17 protein-coding genes are annotated in these 18,644 nt (G+C 31.6%); 2 read left to right on the forward strand and 15 right to left on the reverse strand.

Annotated elements, in window-relative coordinates:
• Positions 1-14 precede the first annotated feature (14 nt).
• From J2Z60_RS09300 to J2Z60_RS09345, 10 genes are all read right to left on the reverse strand, one after another.
• On the reverse strand, positions 15-1,247 hold the full coding sequence (locus J2Z60_RS09300) for an MFS transporter (protein WP_209687424.1): 1,233 nt from the start codon (positions 1,245-1,247) through the stop codon (positions 15-17).
• A complete protein-coding gene (locus tag J2Z60_RS09305) occupies positions 1,244-2,416 on the reverse strand; it encodes an ATP-grasp domain-containing protein (RefSeq protein ID WP_209687425.1) in 1,173 nt (390 codons plus the stop codon). The genes J2Z60_RS09300 and J2Z60_RS09305 overlap by 4 nt, the downstream gene beginning before the upstream one ends.
• Positions 2,413-3,936 (reverse strand): hypothetical protein, encoded by a 1,524-nt coding sequence (locus tag J2Z60_RS09310; protein ID WP_209687426.1) that lies wholly within the window; start codon positions 3,934-3,936, stop codon positions 2,413-2,415. Before J2Z60_RS09310 ends, J2Z60_RS09305 begins: the two co-directional genes overlap by 4 nt.
• A gap of 4 nt (positions 3,937-3,940) precedes the next feature.
• The gene (locus J2Z60_RS09315) at positions 3,941-4,591 is read right to left on the reverse strand and encodes an HAD family hydrolase (RefSeq protein WP_209687427.1); all 651 of its coding nucleotides are present in this window, start codon (positions 4,589-4,591) and stop codon (positions 3,941-3,943) included.
• 4 nt (positions 4,592-4,595) lie between these two features.
• A complete protein-coding gene (locus J2Z60_RS09320) occupies positions 4,596-5,627 on the reverse strand; it encodes a hypothetical protein (RefSeq protein WP_209687428.1) in 1,032 nt (343 codons plus the stop codon).
• A complete protein-coding gene (locus tag J2Z60_RS09325) occupies positions 5,617-6,834 on the reverse strand; it encodes an alkaline phosphatase family protein (RefSeq protein WP_209687429.1) in 1,218 nt (405 codons plus the stop codon). The genes J2Z60_RS09320 and J2Z60_RS09325 overlap by 11 nt, the downstream gene beginning before the upstream one ends.
• Positions 6,835-6,846: 12 nt before the next feature.
• Positions 6,847-7,668 (reverse strand): hypothetical protein, encoded by an 822-nt coding sequence (locus J2Z60_RS09330; protein WP_209687430.1) that lies wholly within the window; start codon positions 7,666-7,668, stop codon positions 6,847-6,849.
• Positions 7,655-8,845: an MFS transporter gene (locus J2Z60_RS09335; protein ID WP_209687431.1), complete on the reverse strand. Its 1,191-nt coding sequence runs from the start codon at positions 8,843-8,845 to the stop codon at positions 7,655-7,657. Before J2Z60_RS09335 ends, J2Z60_RS09330 begins: the two co-directional genes overlap by 14 nt.
• Before the next feature lie 524 nt (positions 8,846-9,369).
• Positions 9,370-10,872: a hypothetical protein gene (locus J2Z60_RS09340; protein WP_209687432.1), complete on the reverse strand. Its 1,503-nt coding sequence runs from the start codon at positions 10,870-10,872 to the stop codon at positions 9,370-9,372.
• Positions 10,873-11,204: 332 nt separating this feature from the next.
• Positions 11,205-12,236, reverse strand: coding sequence for an AI-2E family transporter (locus J2Z60_RS09345; protein WP_209687433.1), 1,032 nt, complete (start codon positions 12,234-12,236; stop codon positions 11,205-11,207).
• Between the two features lie 132 nt (positions 12,237-12,368).
• Between J2Z60_RS09345 and J2Z60_RS09350 the strand changes: the two genes are divergently transcribed.
• Positions 12,369-13,208 carry a DegV family protein gene (locus tag J2Z60_RS09350; protein WP_209687434.1) on the forward strand — a complete coding sequence of 280 codons (840 nt, stop codon included), beginning with the start codon at positions 12,369-12,371 and terminating at the stop codon, positions 13,206-13,208.
• Positions 13,209-13,279: 71 nt separating this feature from the next.
• Here J2Z60_RS09350 and J2Z60_RS09355 read toward each other — a convergent pair whose 3' ends face one another.
• The 5 genes from J2Z60_RS09355 to J2Z60_RS09375 form a co-directional block, all read right to left on the reverse strand.
• Positions 13,280-13,819, reverse strand: coding sequence for an SLAP domain-containing protein (locus tag J2Z60_RS09355; RefSeq protein ID WP_209687435.1), 540 nt, complete (start codon positions 13,817-13,819; stop codon positions 13,280-13,282).
• Positions 13,820-13,887: 68 nt separating this feature from the next.
• On the reverse strand, positions 13,888-14,595 hold the full coding sequence (locus J2Z60_RS09360) for a YjjG family noncanonical pyrimidine nucleotidase (RefSeq protein WP_209687436.1): 708 nt from the start codon (positions 14,593-14,595) through the stop codon (positions 13,888-13,890).
• Positions 14,596-15,053: 458 nt separating this feature from the next.
• Positions 15,054-16,217: an MFS transporter gene (locus J2Z60_RS09365; protein WP_209687437.1), complete on the reverse strand. Its 1,164-nt coding sequence runs from the start codon at positions 16,215-16,217 to the stop codon at positions 15,054-15,056.
• Positions 16,218-16,326: 109 nt separating this feature from the next.
• The gene (locus tag J2Z60_RS09370; protein ID WP_209687438.1) at positions 16,327-17,175 is read right to left on the reverse strand and encodes a helix-turn-helix domain-containing protein; all 849 of its coding nucleotides are present in this window, start codon (positions 17,173-17,175) and stop codon (positions 16,327-16,329) included.
• A 147-nt stretch (positions 17,176-17,322) separates the two neighbouring features.
• Complete coding sequence (locus tag J2Z60_RS09375; RefSeq protein ID WP_209687439.1) at positions 17,323-17,604, reverse strand: thioredoxin family protein; 282 nt, start codon at positions 17,602-17,604, stop codon at positions 17,323-17,325.
• Between the two features lie 146 nt (positions 17,605-17,750).
• On the opposite strand from J2Z60_RS09375, the gene J2Z60_RS09380 reads away from it, so the two are divergent.
• Positions 17,751-17,957 (forward strand): hypothetical protein, encoded by a 207-nt coding sequence (locus J2Z60_RS09380; protein ID WP_209687440.1) that lies wholly within the window; start codon positions 17,751-17,753, stop codon positions 17,955-17,957.
• The last annotated feature ends 687 nt before the right edge of the window (positions 17,958-18,644 follow it).

Consider the following 18,644-nt stretch of genomic DNA (forward strand, 5'->3'; position numbering starts at 1 on the left):
TGTATAAAAAATCTTTAGTCTTTTGTCTCTCTTAACAAAAATTTAGAAAAAATCAATAAAATTATCCCAATTAATCCAATAAAACTAAATGCTGTAATATATTGGCCGGTAGTCTGAACAATAGTGCCTACAACAAGCGGCCCAAGGATTGTTGCAAGATTTGCAAATCCATGCATCATCCCACCCATGGTGCCCACTTTTTGAGCAGAAAAAGTTTCATTGATGACACCCCAATACAATCCTCCAGTGAAATACAAAGCTACTACACACAAAGTTATCAAAACAAAAATTTCCCAATACACTCGTACTAATCCAAGTAAAATTGTTGAAACACTTGAACAAATCAAACAAAATCTGATCATTTTTAGATATTTTGAATTCAAACTAGTATTTTTAAGAGTTAATTTTCTGGCAAAAATTCCACCTATGAGCATTGCACTTGAGCCAAACAGCCACGGTAATGATTCAAGTATCATTAAATCACTGGGATTTAACGTTTTTACTTTGACCAAGTAGACCGGAAACCAACTGATCAAAAAATAGAGTAATAAATTATATAGAAAATAGCAGCTTGTAATCCCAATAAATAAATTGGCCTGCTGTTTACTTATCTTGAACTTTTGTTTGTTATTAGATAATAAGTTCCTTTTATCCAATTTTTCAGAGTCTAGTTCATCAAATTCTCTAAAAACAAATTTCCATAAACCAGACCAAATTAGGCCTAAAATCATAATTACAATAAATGAAATTCGCCATGAAAACTTCATAGCCAGGGCAGGAATCAAAATACCAGCTAATGCTGTTCCAATTGGAGTAGCACTGTCTACTATTGAAACCCACGTGACAGACTCCTTATTATTGAAAATGTTATTGACAATTTTATTGACATTGCTTGATAACGGACCTTCTGACATGCCAAATAAAAATCTAATAACCAGTAATTGCCATAAAGATACAGTTGCACCCGTTAGCCCTGAAAGAATGGACCACAATAATATGCAAATACCAAATAATTTTTGAGGAGAAATTTTATCTGATAGAAATCCACCTAAAAAATTGAATGGCAAATAGCCCAACGAAAATGCACTGAAAACCATCCCCTTTTCAAAAACGGATATTGAGATATCCTTACTAATATAGACCATAGATAAAGATATAGCTGCCCGATCTAAATAATTAATAATACTAGCAATATATAGCATTATGATAATTATATATGGTCGTGTAAAAAATCTTGTCGTTTTCATTTCGTATCAAATAATTTTTCATTACAATAGGATAAAATACTGTTGATTGTTTTATTTATATCAGACACAGATGAAACTTCACAAGCCAAGGCTAATGGTCGATCATATGAACTTGACGGTGCATTTAAAATTTCTTGATTCGAAGGAAAGCTTGGAATAACTAAATAGCAGCCAAATTTAGTTTTAAGGTAATCTAAGTCTTCTTGGGAATATTTAAATTTAGCCGGATAAATTTTAGGCTCCGGAAATAATGCGAATCTAGATGTCATTTGAGGTTTTAATTTTACATCAGGATGATGTCCAGTTGCTATTTTCATAACTAGCTGATAAAAATCAACATCAAATTCAGGCAATGTTAAAGTAGGAATTAGATCTCCGCCTAAACGAGGATGAGATTCAATATAAAATAGAGACCCATCTGGTTTGATCATCACTTCTGTATGACTAACAATATTTGAATATCCCAGTACATTATAAATATTTATAAGTTCATCATGCTGTGTAGGAGTCAGCTGTACCTTATTGGAAATATGACCAGCTTCTACCACTGTTCCGTCATATTTGATTTTGGAAGTGACCCCATAAATAATATGTTTACCAGCTATATGCATTGCTTCAATACTAAACTCTTCACCATTGATAAAATTTTCAATAAAAAATTTTGAATAATCTTCATCACTTAAAAATGCCATCAACTCATCTAAATTGTTACACTTGTGTACTTTCATGCTTCCCTTGCCAATGCGTGGCTTAACGATAACTGGAAATTTTTGTTTTTCAGGCCCCATTTGAATAAAATCATCTACTGTGTACCACTTAACCTTATTATCAGTGATACTATTAACCTTTTGTCTAGCATTAATTTTATTTTGATTTTCAACATATACTTTTTTCAGATTCGTATTGACTCCAAGCTTTTTAGCAAACTCAAACCAGAATTTCCTTGTATCTTCATTAAAAGATACAACAGCTGACAATTCTCGGGACTTAAAGAAGTTGAGAATATTTGTCATTTTTTCAAAATCATGTCTTGGAAACGAAATTTCAGAATAGCCATCCCTCTTAATCTCAGAAAACTCTTTTCCTGGCTTAACCTTGTAAACATAGCCTAATGATTTTAAAGCATCAATCATCACAGGAGTATTAACATCTAAAATAAAATTTTTCATAATTTTTCCTTTTCTCTTAATTTTGAATATAAACATTTTTTAATTTTTTGAGCTAAGTCTGGGCAAAAGCATTCTAAATAGTCACATGCTTTAAAAAGATCTTCTTGTTCATCCTTATTTAACGGAATATCTCCAGAATACTTTTTAAAAAAATCCTGTACAGCTGCTAAAGCACCAGAAAAATCTAATCTCGTCATCTTGGTGTCTAATCTGTTGCTCAGCAATTTAAATTTCTCATGAATGTTACATTGATCATTTAAAGAGCCATGTTCAAATTTCCAAATCAAATTTTTAACAAATTTTTTAGCACCTTTTAAATCAGAGTTATTAAATACTCTTGATTGCCTTACCAATAAATTAGCTTTAGCAGCAAAAATTCTCATAGCATCTAAACCGTATCTTTCAACTGTCTCCTGCAAGCCAACTACATTTTTATTAGATTTACGCATAGTCTGATGATCTTCGCCCATTAAAATTCCCACAACATAAACCCTATCAACGATTTTCTTTGGTAATAATTGATAAAGTCTTAGGGAATTAACAATATACTTTTGGTTAACTTCTGAAATAAAAAATGATTTTATGGTTGTAGTTGATTTCATAGCTAAATATGGTACTAAAAATTGAATATAGAATTCTGGGTCTAAAATAGAATTTTTAAGGCCTATTTGACGGTTAATTTCCAACGTCTGGATGCCCGTTCCCTGTTCTCTATTTCTGGTAATAATCTGCTTATTACTTATTTCATCAGCAACCGTTTTCCAGTGCTTTGAAGGAATTACCCCCTGTAAACATGACATGTCTGGACTATTTACAAAGTCAATCGTCCAAGCTGTCGTTTCAACGGGAATTAAATTTTGATTACAAAACTTGCACTGATAAGTAGTAGACTCATGAATATCAAGTTCAATATTATTAATTGACGAATTACTTACATTTTCTTGATAAAAAACCGTTGGTGTTTGTAATCCTGACACTGTTTTAACTTTAAGTTTGCCAAGTGGAGTTTCTATATGAAGTGGGCCCAACCATTTATTAGGCACACCGATAAAAGCTGGTCTTAAATTATCCTTTTTTAAAGCACATACCCATCCAAGATTAGCTACAAAAAAGCCAGGTACAGCTTTTTTTTGTTTTTTAACCAATTTTAAATAATGATTTTCACCAGGCGACAAGAATATTTGTCGATCATTTGGACAAATAAATACCGATACTGCAAGCTTTTGAATATATCCTTTAGTAATAAGGTTATTAATCTGTATTTTACAAAATTCATAAAAATTCTGATCTGAATCACTAATCTTTGTTCCAGACCAATTGATATGCATTCTGTTAATATTCGCAAGATACTCATTAGTATCAAAACTTCTTAACCCTAACTCATTTAGGGCTATTACCTGCTGATAATTTTGTCCTTTAAGGCAATCATATCTGCATAAAATGTCCTGATAAATAAACGGAATCGCTGTTCCCAGATGAAAGAATGAAGAACTGCCCGGTGAACTAATTGAATACTGCATTTGCCTAACCTCCATCTATGATAATATTTAGTATTTCTGATAAGAAATGACACTTAGATTTAGAGTTAGTACTATCTAAATTATTTGCCACTTTGATAGTTTTTAAGCCTAATTCCTTTGCAGGCAAAATATCATTTTCTTCCGAATCTCCAATCATCCAAGTCTCATTAATTGCTAAATTATAAGATTTTATAACCTTTAAAAACGCATTTCTTGAAGGTTTTCTAAATCCTATTTGGTCTGAAAAAAAAACGTCGGTAAAGTATTTAAAATAATCTTCATTCTCTGAAATATAAAACTTGCTGTTCCATATTGAATTTGATAGCAAAAAAATTGAATAACCACGTTGAGTGAGATTTTCTAAAACACTTTTAGTATCGTAATTCCAAGAAAATCTTTCAGCTAGTTCCTGTGAAATCTGATCAATAATTTTTTCACAGATTTGATCATCATCAAGTAGTCCTGAAAGTATGGATTTAGCAGTAAAATTTTCTTTTTTTTCCCTTAGACTATCCAACAACATCTGATTAAATGTTTTAATAGTATTTTCATCCACGTCGAATTTTCTAAATATTTCTCTACTGATGTCTTTTGATGTTTCAAGAGACAAATCTTTTTTTAAAGTATTACCCAAATCAAAAATTAGACTAACCATAACTCTACTCTCCTTGAATTGGCGTAATAAAACCTTTGACGGTTTCCCACGGTTCTAATGAAATATCGAAAACTTCTTTGTCTTCCAACAGTCTCTTTTCAAGAATACCCGCAAAAATTAAATTATGGTCTTTTTCGCCAACCTGAGCGTGAAGAAATCTTGATCCAACAACATATTTAACGTCACTAACAACAAGAGATCCTTCAAGGACCTCAAGAACTTTAATTTTATAAACAGGAGGAACAAATATTGCCTCACTATTATCTAAGATATTAGCTTTAACAATACAAAAACCATATTTTTGTAATACTTTGGCTCTAAAAATCTCTGGTAAATCTGCCTCTACCTCTCTTATTGGAGATATATTTACATGAATATCAAAGAATCGTCCTGAGGTTTTCGTATATTCATTCGTAAGCGCCACTTCTTGACTAAAACCATCAATAGTAGCTGGCTGTCGTCTTGGAATCAATTTATCTCTAGTCTCATCGGAATAATGCACAAAGCCATATTCTTTTAATTCTTCTAGGTGATCAATCAGTCTTAGAGTAGATTCTCTTCCATAAACTAGTAGATCAATGTCAGAGTCAGCAGATAAGTCTGATAACCCTACTAAATTAGAACCACTGATACCTATTTTATTAAGAGAAATTTCACATTTTTTGGAAATTAATTTTACCAGTTGGCAAATCTTAACTTCCAAACTATTTTTGTCAGGCTTATTAAATAATTCATGCATGACATCAATAGGATTATAGATTCTGACAATATGATTCCCTGGAATCATTACAGAAGATTGAAGCTGAGAGTTATTAACCCAATGACTTTTCAACTTAGACTTTACGTAGTCTTGACCATCTATTAAATTTCTAAATTTAGAGTAACTTTGATTTTCTTTAGTTCTAGTTCCATTGGGGCTTGGATAATATTTCAAATATGATACAGCTGTGGATGGTATCTGAAAATCTAACAACGTTCGAAAAATATTACCATCTTCTGTTTCCACACAGGTACAATTTAAAATTTTACGATACATAAAATCCCTTTTCTAAATTAGATGTCATTATTCTAGCTATAACATTTCCATTCTCAAGAGTTCCTAAAACACCTGATTTAATAAATGCATCTTCAGAAAATTCTCCAGCTTCGTCACATCCTTCATTACTTGGACTAATAACTACAGGTACCGGTAAAAACGAGTGTTGTTTAGTTTTGCATAAAGTACAGTGATCAGCAGTAAGAATTATTGTTATCTCTTCATTAGCTTTACTTTCAAAGTACTTAATCATCTCATCTAGTTGCTCAAAGTACTTAATTTTTCTTTTCAAATCACCATCATGACTAGCCGCATCGAAACTTCCAATATTAATTACAAATAAATCATACTGATCTATTTGTTTAAGAATCGGATCAATATATTCCTTTGCTTTTATCTCTGATAAATCAATGTTTTTTAAATCAGTTAACGATTCTAAACCACAATATTTCAAAACACCGTATACATCTGGAATCCCGGTGACGAATCCACCCTTTATGCTTTTACTAGATAAAAGACCATTTGTTAACTGCGATGTTCTGGCCGCTCCTCGAAGTGTGATCGCAGTAGTTTTGTTGTGATAGAGCAGTGACTGTTTCTGGAGGACTTCTCGTGTACAGTCATACAATTTATTTACGAAGTTAGCCAAAGGCACTGAGTCATTATCAAAGGGTACACACTCTTTTAAAGAAGAACCTTCCATTGCAAATAAATCTGATACATTGATTCCCTTAAAATTATGCTGATTATCATGAATAATCAAAACGCCGCGATATTCTTTAATTGCTTGATATTCGAAGGCAATATCATTTAAAGGAGACAATGAATTAATCAAACTTTGAATTTTTACAGTATCTTGAATTCGACCAGCCCTTTCATCTTTTACCAGCCGATTGTTATCAATCGTTGAAAGATCACATCTAAATACAATATCAGAGTCTGATAATTCAACATCAGTTGATAAAGCTGCGAACAATCCTCTTCCAAGATGATTTAAGAAATTCCAATCACCCAATAATGCTCGATGGGCAACCGTAGAGCTTGGAACCATGCCCTCTCCAACTGGATAGACCATACCGCATATTCCTTTTTGAGTAAGCTTATCTAGCTCAGGTGTTCTAGCAACCTGCATAGGTGTCTTATTACCAAGTTCTTTATATGTACAGTCACCCATTCCATCTCCGACAATCATTAAAACTTTATTCACTTTAGTTCCTCCTCACACATTGCTATTTGTTTCTAGCCAAACATTACATTCTGAAATAACCAGTGGAGCAATTATTTCCAACTCTTGATCAAGTACTTTTAAATTATTAATTGGACAGGCTACCCAATTATAATATTTTTTTAATCTTTCACTCCAAATCATTGAGTCCTGTTGGATGGTTTCAAAACAGCATCTAACGTCTCTTGTATATCTCAATGGTTGATCCTGACTAGCTAAGATAGCAAAAACTGTTCTAATTAAATATTTTCCAATATGCCTACTTAGACTTTTAACTTCTTCAGAATTAGCAAAATTTAGTGTTTTTACTTCGTTTCTAAATCTTTGCATTTTCTTTTCACAAAAAGAAATATCTAGCTTATATACTTGTTGATTCAAAGAAATCCTGTTGATTTTTTGAGAGTAGTCTCTACCATATATACAGACTGACTGTGTCTTAAGTACAAATTTAGAAAAAAATGATTTTGTTTCTCCGCCAAGATATGAATCCGTAAAGCAAGCTATTCCAACTTCGCAAAAGAAAGTTTTATATTTTAAAGATAATTGCTTACATAAATTATCAATCAATGTCGTCGTTTTAAGATTTTTGTGTTTTACCCCTAAAATCAAATCTAAATCTGAAATGCCTAATACAATATTATTAAAAGCCGCACTACCTCTAACAAACACAGACACTAAATTTTCGCCTATCTGTTCTTTTAAAAGTTCTAGAATATCATCAAGAATCAAATTATAGGGTGGACCCGGAAGCATTAGATGGTTATCTATATATCCACTTTGATCCATTTTCCAAAAATATTTGTCATAAACTTTCATTTTTTCTCCCCATTAAAGAAATAAGGACTGAACAATTAATCAAACCAATTGCCACAGATGTAACCAAAAAACATAGATTTGCATTGTAATCACCTAATGCTCCAATTAATGTATTTCCAATAAGTGTTGCGATTGATATTAATCCATAATACAAAGAGTAGATTTCACCTAGAAAACTATTTTTAAAACCTAGCTGCATGTAAGATTCAAAAGCTACGTTATATCGCAAATAATAGTAAGCCAAAATTGCTATTCCTATTATAAAAAGCGCTTTGGACTGTGTAGGAACTACTAATGCCATACAAATTGCCGATAGAACTAGGCCTAATCGCTCTTTGCGCATTGAAATATCTACTTTATAAAATTTAAATGTTAGAACTGCCAAAATAGCTCCAAAAGACTGACTACTTTCTAAAACGCCATAAAGCCAGGATGATTTAAATACATGAACTGAATAGTACGGAGCCAAAATATTTATTCCAGCTATAAAAATATATAGTAAGAATATATTGGAAAATTTTTTCAAATTATCTTTATCTTTAAATAATGCGGTTATTGCCTCTCGATAGTGTGATCCTTTACTTTGTTGGACATTATCGGGAAATATATCATATTTTCCAAGATTATATAGAGAAATGAACGATGCTAAAAAAGAAAAACCATTGATTGACAAAGCAATAAATGCATTAATCATTCCTAAAGCAAACATGAAGGAAGCCAAGGTCGGTACAACTAATCTAACAATTTCTTTTGAAGCACTTAGGATCTCGTTATATTTCAAAACTTTATCCTTAGCAACAACAACCCCTGTAAGTTTCTTAAAAATTGGACCGGAAAAAGAACTGTTCAAGCTTAGTACAGAGTTTACTACTGTCAAAATTATATATGTTGCCAATTGTGAAGTTGATTCAAAAAGCCACATTATTGCTGAGAAAATGCATATAATCATCGACAAAAGATCTAATAAACATAAATTTTTGATTATCTTTGTGCTAGCCGACGCTACTCCCCCAAATAAAGTAAAGGCAATTGTCACAACACTAGTTAGAGACAATGACAACGACAACATCGAAGCTTTAGAAAAATTGTTTACTATCCAAAGACTCAAGAAAACACTAAAAAACTGTGTTCCTATCAACGAAGCCGTTTTAGAAATTACTAAATTGATTTCTTTCATAAGTTTCCTTTGCTATCAATATTATGACGATATTAAATTTTATGGTATATCAGTGTGATATTCGTGAGGCTGGAAAAAACTCATAAATTAAAGAATCCTACTAAAGTTTGGTATTAATAAACTTTGATTTAATAGGGGGTTAATTTGAATAAGAGACCAAAATTAGTCAAAAATATACTTTTTCCTAGCCTCCTTTTTATATTGAATACCATAAAATTGCTATATAAATAATTAAGATACTTATACTAAAAAGTATGAAACTTAGCTTGAAATTCAAATTAAGCAAATGTTATAAAATTGGTGTAATGCTACTATTCAGTAGTACTATCATTACATCTCTCAAAATGAAAATCTTGCATTTTTTTATCAACAAAACTAACATAAAGCTAAGTTTGAAAAAGCACTTTTTTAAAGATTAGATAAATAACAGTAAAAATACTATTAAAATAGTGATCGTATATTTAATTTCCGTCAAATTAATAAAAACCACAATTACTAAATCAATATTGTCTTTGCTATTTATCTTAAATATACCTTTTAGCTGACTTGTCACCACATCTATAACAGTAACTTGATTCAATAGGAACGCCTGTACTAATTTCAGGTTTATACATACAAGAAGTTAATCTACCCCCACATACACATTCTTTTAATTCTATTGAATCTTTTACTAATACTGATCTATAAGTGTTAAAATTATCAAAATTGTGTAAATCATCATTAGGATTTAGAAACATAATTTCAGCAATTTTATTAGATAAAGGATTTATCCTATTTACTAATTCTTGTTCAAAATTTTTAAAATCCATTGGTGTGTTTTTTATCTTGCCTCTATTAATATTGTATATATAGTCAGAAAATATTTTTTTTGACATTTTATATATTGAATGATTTTCATTTAACATCATAGATGAAAAATAAAATGATATTCTTGATAAAATATTACGAGTATTTTCAGGTAATCTATAAGTTTTAATTTCAGATTTTGAAACTTCTTCACTTGCTCTAGGTAATCCTATTTGAACAATTGAAACCATTGGCGAAATGTCGGACAGACTGTCATTTAATTTGCTTGCTATATTACTACAATTGTAGTTATCCATTATTAAGCTCAATTCAGGAGTATCTGCAGATTGCACTGACAGCGAAGCTACAATTCTCTGAGTTAATCCCTCAATCGCATCCAAAACTATATTATATTTAGGGTCGTATAGTTTAGAGTCAAAAAAAGGAAAATTATTACATGATAAAATATACAATTTATCTACATTTATTTTTTTAATTAAAATTGCTTTACTAATATCCTTAAAAAAAGACTGATTTTTATGTCCTATTGCAGGCGCAAAAGGTACAGTTTCTTTTAAATTATTTTTTAAGCTTGATAATGTAAAATCATTTAAATTTAAATGATCTTCTTTTCCATGTCCATGAAGAATCAGATTTGACCATTTATTTCTTAATAAAATATCCTTAATATCATATTTATCTAAATCTCTAGCTCCAAATATCTGCCAGTTCTTTGATGTATCTTTGTTTAAATTCAGTAAACTGAATACCCCTTTTCGTGTTTTAATATCCTCTCTTTGAATAAATTGCTTTGCTATTAACCAAGATAAAGAAGATTTATCCCTAGCTATTAACAAATTAATTTGAATAGAATTTTTTTGACAATAGCTAATGATATTTAACATTTTCTTTTGCGTAAAATCCTTATACAAGCCAATTATTACTAAACTTGTTTCTGAATTCATACAAGCATATTGATTCAGCTGTATCCATTTATTACAAAATATACTGCTTTTTTCATAGTAATTAACTGAGTCTGAAATCACTAGTCCATAATCACTTTTATAAATTGGTAAAATGCTATAATTCAAACTTTTTTCATAAGATAATTTAATATTTTCTGTCAAATCACGTCTATCATCATCTATATACACTGGTATTTCAAGATGATTAGAAGTAATATTATTGAATAAAGTAATGTATGTTTCTAAACTTTTCAATACAGTAAATTTTTCACTCATTTTAATCTCTTTTGTAAATTTATAATTAAATTATTATGTAATTAAATTTATATTGCATAATTATAATACTAAAGATAGAATAATCAACATCTTTATTTATATTTTTTAAATTATTTCTATATACATTAGCTTGAACATAACCAAATCATGTCCATTATTGTAAGAATTTAGACAAAAATTTTTTAACCAGTTTTAGTCAAAAAAATAAGGCTCTGCACCATTTATTAATGGCAGAACCTTATTTAGTAAAATTGCAGCAAATCATGCAAAAACTTTTACAAAGTAAATTTTAACTTCATAGACTAAATTATAGCTGTTTATTCCACTACACATTAACGCTTAGATTTTTTCCTATTATCACGTGGATCAATCCCAATTAAATCTAAAACAAAAGTAAAGATTGGTACTCCTAAAATTAATCCCCATGTTCCCCAGAACTTCTCAGCTACTAACAAGATCAAGAATGTATAGAAGATCGGCAAGGAAGTCTTGCTTGACATAAACTTAGGATTTAAGATATAAGCTTCAATCATGTGAATTATTAAGATCATAATTACAACATAGATCACATCCCTAATACCACCAGCTGAATAGGCAACGAATCCTAAAGGAATCAATGAAATTATCACACCGGCAACTGGTATTAAGCTCAAGACAAAAATCATCAGTCCTAGAGCAATAATCTGCGGCATTCCAATAATTAATAAGCCAATCATAGTTAAGACAGTATTACACAGAGCAATAAAGAATTGTGCTTCTAAAACCACCCCAAATGTAGCAGTAAACTTGTGCCCTAAATATCTAATATCTTGAAAGAACCACTTGAAATCACCTTGCGTAGTAAACTTACGAGAGAACTGATACATCTGCTTTAATTCAAGAGTATAAAAGAAACTCAAAATTAACGACATGATAATCGCAACGGTCAAGCTGCCTACACTAGTCAGGGCATGAACCATAATGCCTACTCCGTTACGGGCTGAATTAATAATATCATCTTGACGAATATAGTGGGTGACTTCCTCAGCTACTCCATCTAGTTGGTGATTCTGATAAAAATCTACTATCGAATGCCCCATATCAAAGACTTGCTTGACTAAAACAGGAATATAGATTGTGATTACAAAATATAAAGCAATCAGTAATAAGAGATAAGTCACGATAACTATTAAGTTAATTGGTGTTTTAGGGAAAACTTTCTTCACTAACTTAATTAAGCGAACTATTAAATAAGTAAAAATAAAAGTTAATAATATCGTATCTAGCATTGACCTAGCTTCATACAAGACTAAAACGATTACTGCCAAAACTATAAATCGTCGCAATAAAGTATTTTGTTTTAATCTGTTCCAAGTATTCTCCATGAAATACACTCCTTCAACTAAGCAATAAATAACTGTATTTATCTTACCACACCAATTGTCGTATTTTTTGACAACCCTTTCAAATTCCCATAAGCTAAAGAAAAGACTATCGGTAATTTATGAGGTAAAAAAATGAATATTAAAATTATTACTGACTCTAGCGCCAACTTATCAACTGATGACTGTTCAGGCATTTCCCACATTAGCGTACCTTTAACTATCCAAGTGGGTGAGCAAGCATTTAAGGATGATGATAACCTTGATAAGATTGAATTTATGACAGCACTGAAGAATACTAAGATCAAGACTACTACTTCATGCCCTAATGTCCATGAGTGGCTCCAAGCATTTGAAGGTGGAGATGAAATCTATGTCTTCACGATTACTAGTGCCTTATCGGGAAGTTACAACGCCGCTAGACAAGCTGCTAATCAATACCATGAGACTTATCCCGGCGCTAAGATCTTAGTCTTCGATACCCGTTCAGCAGGTCCCCAAGTTAAGATGTTGGCTCTTAAGACTGGCGAATTAATCAAGCAAGGCCTTTCATTCCAAGAAGTAGTCAAAAAAATCGAAGATTACCAGCAACATGCTAACTTAATTTTTGCCTTGAAGGACTTAACCAACCTCGCTAATAACGGACGTGTTCCTGCAGCAGTCGCTAAGATCGCCGGGCTATTAAAATTAAATATCATTGGTGTTGCCAATAACAAGGGCGAATTCGAATTAGTTACCAAGGCTCGCGGCGATAAGCGCTGTTATAAGAAGATAGTTGAAGAGATGGTCAAACGTGGCTATGATGGTGGTTATGTTCAAATTGACCAAAACGATAATACAGCTGGTGCTGCTGCAATCAAGAATGTCATCTTAGACAAGTTTCCTAACGCTAAAGTCGAAATTGGCGAATGTCATGCATTATGCTCCTATTATGCCGAAACTGGCGGCATGATGATTGGTTATGAGAACAAATAATATAAATAAAAAAGACTAAGTGCAACAATGTTACTAACTGACTCATTGTTACACTTAGTCTTTTTACTTTATTAAATTACTGCCAACTTATAACCAGCCGCAATTGCTTCAGCTTGGCTCTTAAATAAGACAGCATTCAAAGAATTAACCTTACGATTCTTCTGAGTTGGTAAATAAAATACCTTATTCAACTTATTACCTATTATTCTACCTGTAGCGGCAGTGTTAATTAAGAAGCCTTTCTCGCTATTCTTTGACATCCAGATCCTTGGTGCCCTAGAAGCTGTCTTACTCTTAATTAACTTGGCATATTTCTCAAGAATCCAAGTGTTCTTACCAATCCGGTACATTCTCTTGCCTTTGATAATAGCTTTAGCATATACTTTCCACTTTGAATTCTTTTTAGCGTATTTCTTAATATAATTGCCTTGGTTATTCAACAAGTGCACCCTGCCCTTGCCTGAATATTTAACAATAATTCTTCCATGTATCGGAGTTTCTTTAACGGCAGCTCCTACACTATTAGCAGCCAAAAAGCTAAGTCCGAGTGCTAAGATTAATGCAAAAACGAGTGCTACGAATCGCTTCTTCATTAAAACTTTTGTATTCATCTTTCTTATCCTTCCTGCGACAAACAGATAAAGGAATTTTACTCTACATATACAGATTTGTAAATACTTTAATATTTCTGAGCAAAGTCATTTTGCATTAGTTTAACGAACTCTGGGTAAGTATCAACTTCAAATAATGGTCGCAAGTTAAGAGTATTACGGCGGTGGCGGTGATTATACCACACGCTATCGACACCATAACGCTCAGCACCAAGAATATCTGATTGTAAGCCATCACCAAAGAAGAGCGTTTCAGCTGGACCAATCTCTGTCCGACTAAAGAAATAATCAAAAGCATGTTCATCAGGCTTAGAATAATGTGCTTCTTCAGAAGTAACAATTAAGTCAAAATATTTCTTCACGCCAGCTAATTCAAGGCGGTGATTTTGCATAAATTTTTCGCCGTTACTCAGAATAGTTAGCTTGTAGCCCTGCTTTTTAGCGAATTTTAAGCTATCTTCGACTCCCGGCAATAATTGATGAGCTTGACCGAAGTATGAGCGATATTCATCCATAACTTCCAGTCCATCAACTTCTTGGTTATATACTTGCTTAATAAAATCATGAAAAGTCTTCTGACTTAATTCATCATAGTTGATCTCGCCTTGTTCCAACTGGCGCCACAAGCCTTGGTTGTAAGAATGATATTGTCTTTGAATATCAGGGGTTAGATTCCAGTTATGAATTTTAAACAAAGAATGAAGGGCGTAGTTCTCTGTTGCCGCAAAGTCAATAATCGTATCATCAACGTCAAAAATTAGTTGCTTATATTTCATCTTGTCATCCGTTCTAATAAATATTGTCGTATTCTAATTATAACAATTTTGCCATAAGAAAAGGACAAGCATTCGAGCTTGTCCTTACAAAGGTTTGAGGAAAATAATTAATTTATTATCGAAGGAAAAATAATATCAAACAAACAATCATTAGTTCTACCAACATCTTGTTACCTATCGCTTTCTTAACTTGATCCTATTAGCTGATAAGTAATATCTTAATCCTAAAAGATAAAGAATTGGTATAGAGCTTATTTTTATTTGCTTAAGAATTTAACTTTACTTCTTTATAGTTGCATTTTTAACAGAGCGTTTGATTCTATGGCAATCATCCTTTCTGTATACTTCTTGCTTGATTTGATTATTATAATAGTAGCTAAATGTGAAGAAAATTAGCCCAAGGGTTTATGACTTTTTAAAGAATTAGTTGTGAAAAAGATAAAAACTTGTATGCCCTATTAGATGACAGCGATATCTTTGGTTCTCATAATGTTTAATCCGCTTAGAAATATTAATACTGCACATCCCGCTATCATTGCTGCTTCTCCAGAATGATCTAATAATATTCCAGCAATAACTGATCCGATAGGCCCGCCTAAGGAGGTACTTGTCTTTAAAGTAGTAAGTACTCTGCCTAGAACTGTATCAACAGTAATAATCTGAATTAGCGATTCAGACAAGATATTATGCACACTTGTCAAAATTCCAAAAATAAATATCGAAATACTAAATATTATCCAATTACTTATCGAAAATAACATTACAAATAGTGGTATAGCGCTACTCATCCACGTTATACTTATTACCTTAGCATGAGGTTTAAGCTTACTTGCAACTATTGCTCCAATTATAAAACCTATAATGAAGCAGGCATAAAACGTACTATATAAAACATTAGAATGTAAATCACTAGCAACCTTAGGAAGTAATACAACCATTGCTGGCGTTGTGAACGAATATAATATCGAAGACCAAAAATAAAAATTTAAGAAACTATTCTTCCTAATGAACTTATATCCTTTGAAAATATATTTAAAATTGGCTTTTTTCGCTTCTTTGGAGTTTGATGAAACATTTTTCAAAGATACCACTAAAAGTAAGTAGCCTAACAAGCTAATTAACCCACAAAATAATATTATTTCTTGGGAAATAAAGACAGATAATAATAGTCCTGAAACAAGAGTCCCAGCAATGTTTACTCCTTGGTCAATGATACTTACCTTAGAAACCAGATTTGTCATCTCATCACTCGTAACATTATCTTTCAAAATTGCCCGGTCAGCTGGATCAAAGAAATTATTAGAAACCGAAATAATTACCGCTAATCCAATTAACAGAAAATAATTTTTATTAAACCAAGACATCGTCCCAAATATTAAAAATAAAATAATGGTCTGAATCGCTACAGAATAAATACTGACTTTTTTAAAGGATAGATAATCAATAACTGATCCGTAAAATATTGAAAGCGCAGCTACCAAAGAAAAAATCCCCTCAGCTGCACCAACTAGTGTTGAGCTGTGGCTACCATTTTGAAGCCACCAAATAAATGTCATACTAAATAATGAATTAGCAAAAATTCCAAATGTTCTTGAAAAAAGATATGTACCCTTATTTAGCATTGGTTATCATCCTATCGAAAGTATCGTGTTACGCTATAAATTATGCTTAAAGTATACTTCTAATTTTTTATAAAAAATCATTAAGTTTCATATATGAAACTTAATGACTCTAAACAGGCCAATTCCCCGTTAAATCTCCAAATCCTAATCTTCCCAAATACTCTTTTATTTTTAAAGCAGAAGCAATGTCATTATTAAACAAGCTTTTATAATATTGTCCTGATATGCTATAGATCATTAAATGAGGAATTTGGTTTATACTATTCAAAAAATTTATTGCGTTTTTAATATTATAATCGTTATAATTTTTATCCGCTAAATCGCCTTTATTAATTAAACTATATTTCCAGTGCAAATAATTACTGCATACTATTGCGTATCTTTCCAGCATAGCTTCAGATTTATTACCTATTCGCTTCATTCTTATAAAAAATATTTTCATCTGATTTTCTACGCTATCTTCGGGAAGAACCAACATTGAGTTGCTAAATAGATTAAGTGCTTGTACATTGTGAATCCAATTATTATGAGTACTCAATTCTTTTAATATTAAGTTCGAAAAATGACTATCTAACTTGTCAAGATTATTAGTCAAAAAGGCACTAGCTATTTGTGCACGCTGGACTAAGTATGGATTATTACTTAAGTTCTTAATTTCTATTGCATAATGCTTTACTTTATCAATGTCATGGTTATTGAATGCTGTCCCGATTTTTTTAGATAAATTTTCTTCTAAGATTATATTTGCGGGGGCATACGTGTCTTTCGTCTTATCTAGAAAAGATTCGATATCAATTTCGTGAAAAAATAATATCTTTAACAATAAATCAGCACCCAATCTTGCTTTATTGTTAATTACTTTTGAATACATGCTTTTAGACACGATACCAGCTGCCATTTCTTTAGCAGTCAAGCCTAATCTTTTTTGTTCTTCTTTTAAAGCTTCTCCGATTGTCATGGTGCTCTCCCTCCTAGTTTAATTTTATATAAAATTAAAGTTACTTTTATTATATTATAATATTATTTGAAGGTTGCAAATAACATAAAAATAGCCGCCATTGCTGACGGCTATTCGGTCAAAAAACTGCTTTCAAGTTTCAGTATTTTAATAATAATATCTCACAGCCTGAGAAAATTGCTCTAAGTCTAAATACTTTCTAAACTCTTCAACAACTTTACCATCCTTAATAAAGATCATCGTTGGCGTATGTTTAACCTGATACTTTTCAAATAAGTCAGGACGCTCTTCAGCGTCAACATTAATTACTAAATTTTTATCAGGATTGTTTTTAATAAATTCATTTAAAACACGCTTTTCTGTATAGCACTGAGCACACCATTTATCGTGGAATACCAATATTGCGTTATCTTCAAGCTTATTATCCATATCTAACCCTCATGTCTTATCTATATTTTTGCTATAATTAATTAGACCAGAAAAAGTTATTAGCGGTGACACTTCTATTTTTGAAAGGAGTGAGTGCTTATGTTTTTACCTAAGCACGAAAATCCATAAATAGGAGGTGTCGTATTTTGTTTGCAATGGTGTTAGGGGCAATTTTTGCAACTACTACCATTTTCTGGGCATTAACTTTGATGGCAAAGGCTCAAATTGTAGCCATGCGCTATCTCTCTGTAGCTTTTCTTGCTACGGTAGGTTTTGCCAAGTTAGTGTGGCGACATTTTCGCAGTTTTATTGTGAAAGTGCGTAACATGCTAGCTAAAAAGAAGATAAAATAAAAACGCTTTAACTTTTTGACCGAAGAAGAGCGTTTTTTAGCTTTTTATTGTGTCACCGCATTAACGGTCTGGTTGAAAGAAGCACTTTGCAGAGTGCTTTTTTCTTTACCATTATTCTATTATACAGTTCATTTTAAGTAAAGATAAAAGTCTAACACGTATGTGTCAATGTTTTACGACACTGTAAAATAGTTTCTTAACAAAAATTGTAAATTTGAATTGAACACTAGGCTGCATTAACCTTGATGGCAAAGGCTCAAATTGTAGCCATGCGCTATCTCTCTGTAGCTTTTCTTGCTACGGTAGGTTTTGCCAAGTTAGTGTGGCGACATTTTCGCAGTTTGATTGTGAAAGTGCGTAACCTGCTAGCTAAAAAGAGAACAAAATAAAAGCGCTTTAACTTTTTGAACCTTGTTTAAAGCGTCTTTTGTTTTAAGCATAGTGTCACCGCTATTAACGGTCTGGTTGAAAGAAGCACTTTGCCGAGTGCTTTTTTCTTTACCATTATTCTATTATACAGTTCATTTTAAGTAAAGATAAAAGTCCAACAGTATGTAAACAATATGTATATCAATTTCTATTTACACAAAAATATACTTTTTTCTTGTGCTTTTAATTCAAATCGTTTTAAAACAAGAAAAAAGCTTTTCAAATAATCTCTAAAGACCTCTTTGAAAAGCTTAATCG

It is taken from the genome of Lactobacillus colini, assembly GCF_017874575.1.
Lineage (GTDB): Bacteria > Bacillota > Bacilli > Lactobacillales > Lactobacillaceae > Lactobacillus > Lactobacillus colini.

Excerpts from the sequence above, each read along its gene's own strand:
- J2Z60_RS09300 (WP_209687424.1), bottom strand. The coding sequence starts at position 1,247 with ATGAAAACGACAAGATTTTTTACACGACCATATATAATTATCATAATG.
- J2Z60_RS09305 (WP_209687425.1), bottom strand. The coding sequence starts at position 2,416 with ATGAAAAATTTTATTTTAGATGTTAATACTCCTGTGATGATTGATGCT.
- J2Z60_RS09310 (WP_209687426.1), bottom strand. The coding sequence starts at position 3,936 with ATGCAGTATTCAATTAGTTCACCGGGCAGTTCTTCATTCTTTCATCTG.
- J2Z60_RS09315 (WP_209687427.1), bottom strand. The coding sequence starts at position 4,591 with ATGGTTAGTCTAATTTTTGATTTGGGTAATACTTTAAAAAAAGATTTG.
- J2Z60_RS09320 (WP_209687428.1), bottom strand. The coding sequence starts at position 5,627 with ATGTATCGTAAAATTTTAAATTGTACCTGTGTGGAAACAGAAGATGGT.
- J2Z60_RS09330 (WP_209687430.1), bottom strand. The coding sequence starts at position 7,668 with ATGAAAGTTTATGACAAATATTTTTGGAAAATGGATCAAAGTGGATAT.
- J2Z60_RS09335 (WP_209687431.1), bottom strand. The coding sequence starts at position 8,845 with ATGAAAGAAATCAATTTAGTAATTTCTAAAACGGCTTCGTTGATAGGA.
- J2Z60_RS09340 (WP_209687432.1), bottom strand. The coding sequence starts at position 10,872 with ATGAGTGAAAAATTTACTGTATTGAAAAGTTTAGAAACATACATTACT.
- J2Z60_RS09345 (WP_209687433.1), bottom strand. The coding sequence starts at position 12,236 with ATGGAGAATACTTGGAACAGATTAAAACAAAATACTTTATTGCGACGA.
- J2Z60_RS09350 (WP_209687434.1), top strand. The coding sequence starts at position 12,369 with ATGAATATTAAAATTATTACTGACTCTAGCGCCAACTTATCAACTGAT.
- J2Z60_RS09355 (WP_209687435.1), bottom strand. The coding sequence starts at position 13,819 with ATGAATACAAAAGTTTTAATGAAGAAGCGATTCGTAGCACTCGTTTTT.
- J2Z60_RS09360 (WP_209687436.1), bottom strand. The coding sequence starts at position 14,595 with ATGAAATATAAGCAACTAATTTTTGACGTTGATGATACGATTATTGAC.
- J2Z60_RS09365 (WP_209687437.1), bottom strand. The coding sequence starts at position 16,217 with ATGCTAAATAAGGGTACATATCTTTTTTCAAGAACATTTGGAATTTTT.
- J2Z60_RS09370 (WP_209687438.1), bottom strand. The coding sequence starts at position 17,175 with ATGACAATCGGAGAAGCTTTAAAAGAAGAACAAAAAAGATTAGGCTTG.
- J2Z60_RS09375 (WP_209687439.1), bottom strand. The coding sequence starts at position 17,604 with ATGGATAATAAGCTTGAAGATAACGCAATATTGGTATTCCACGATAAA.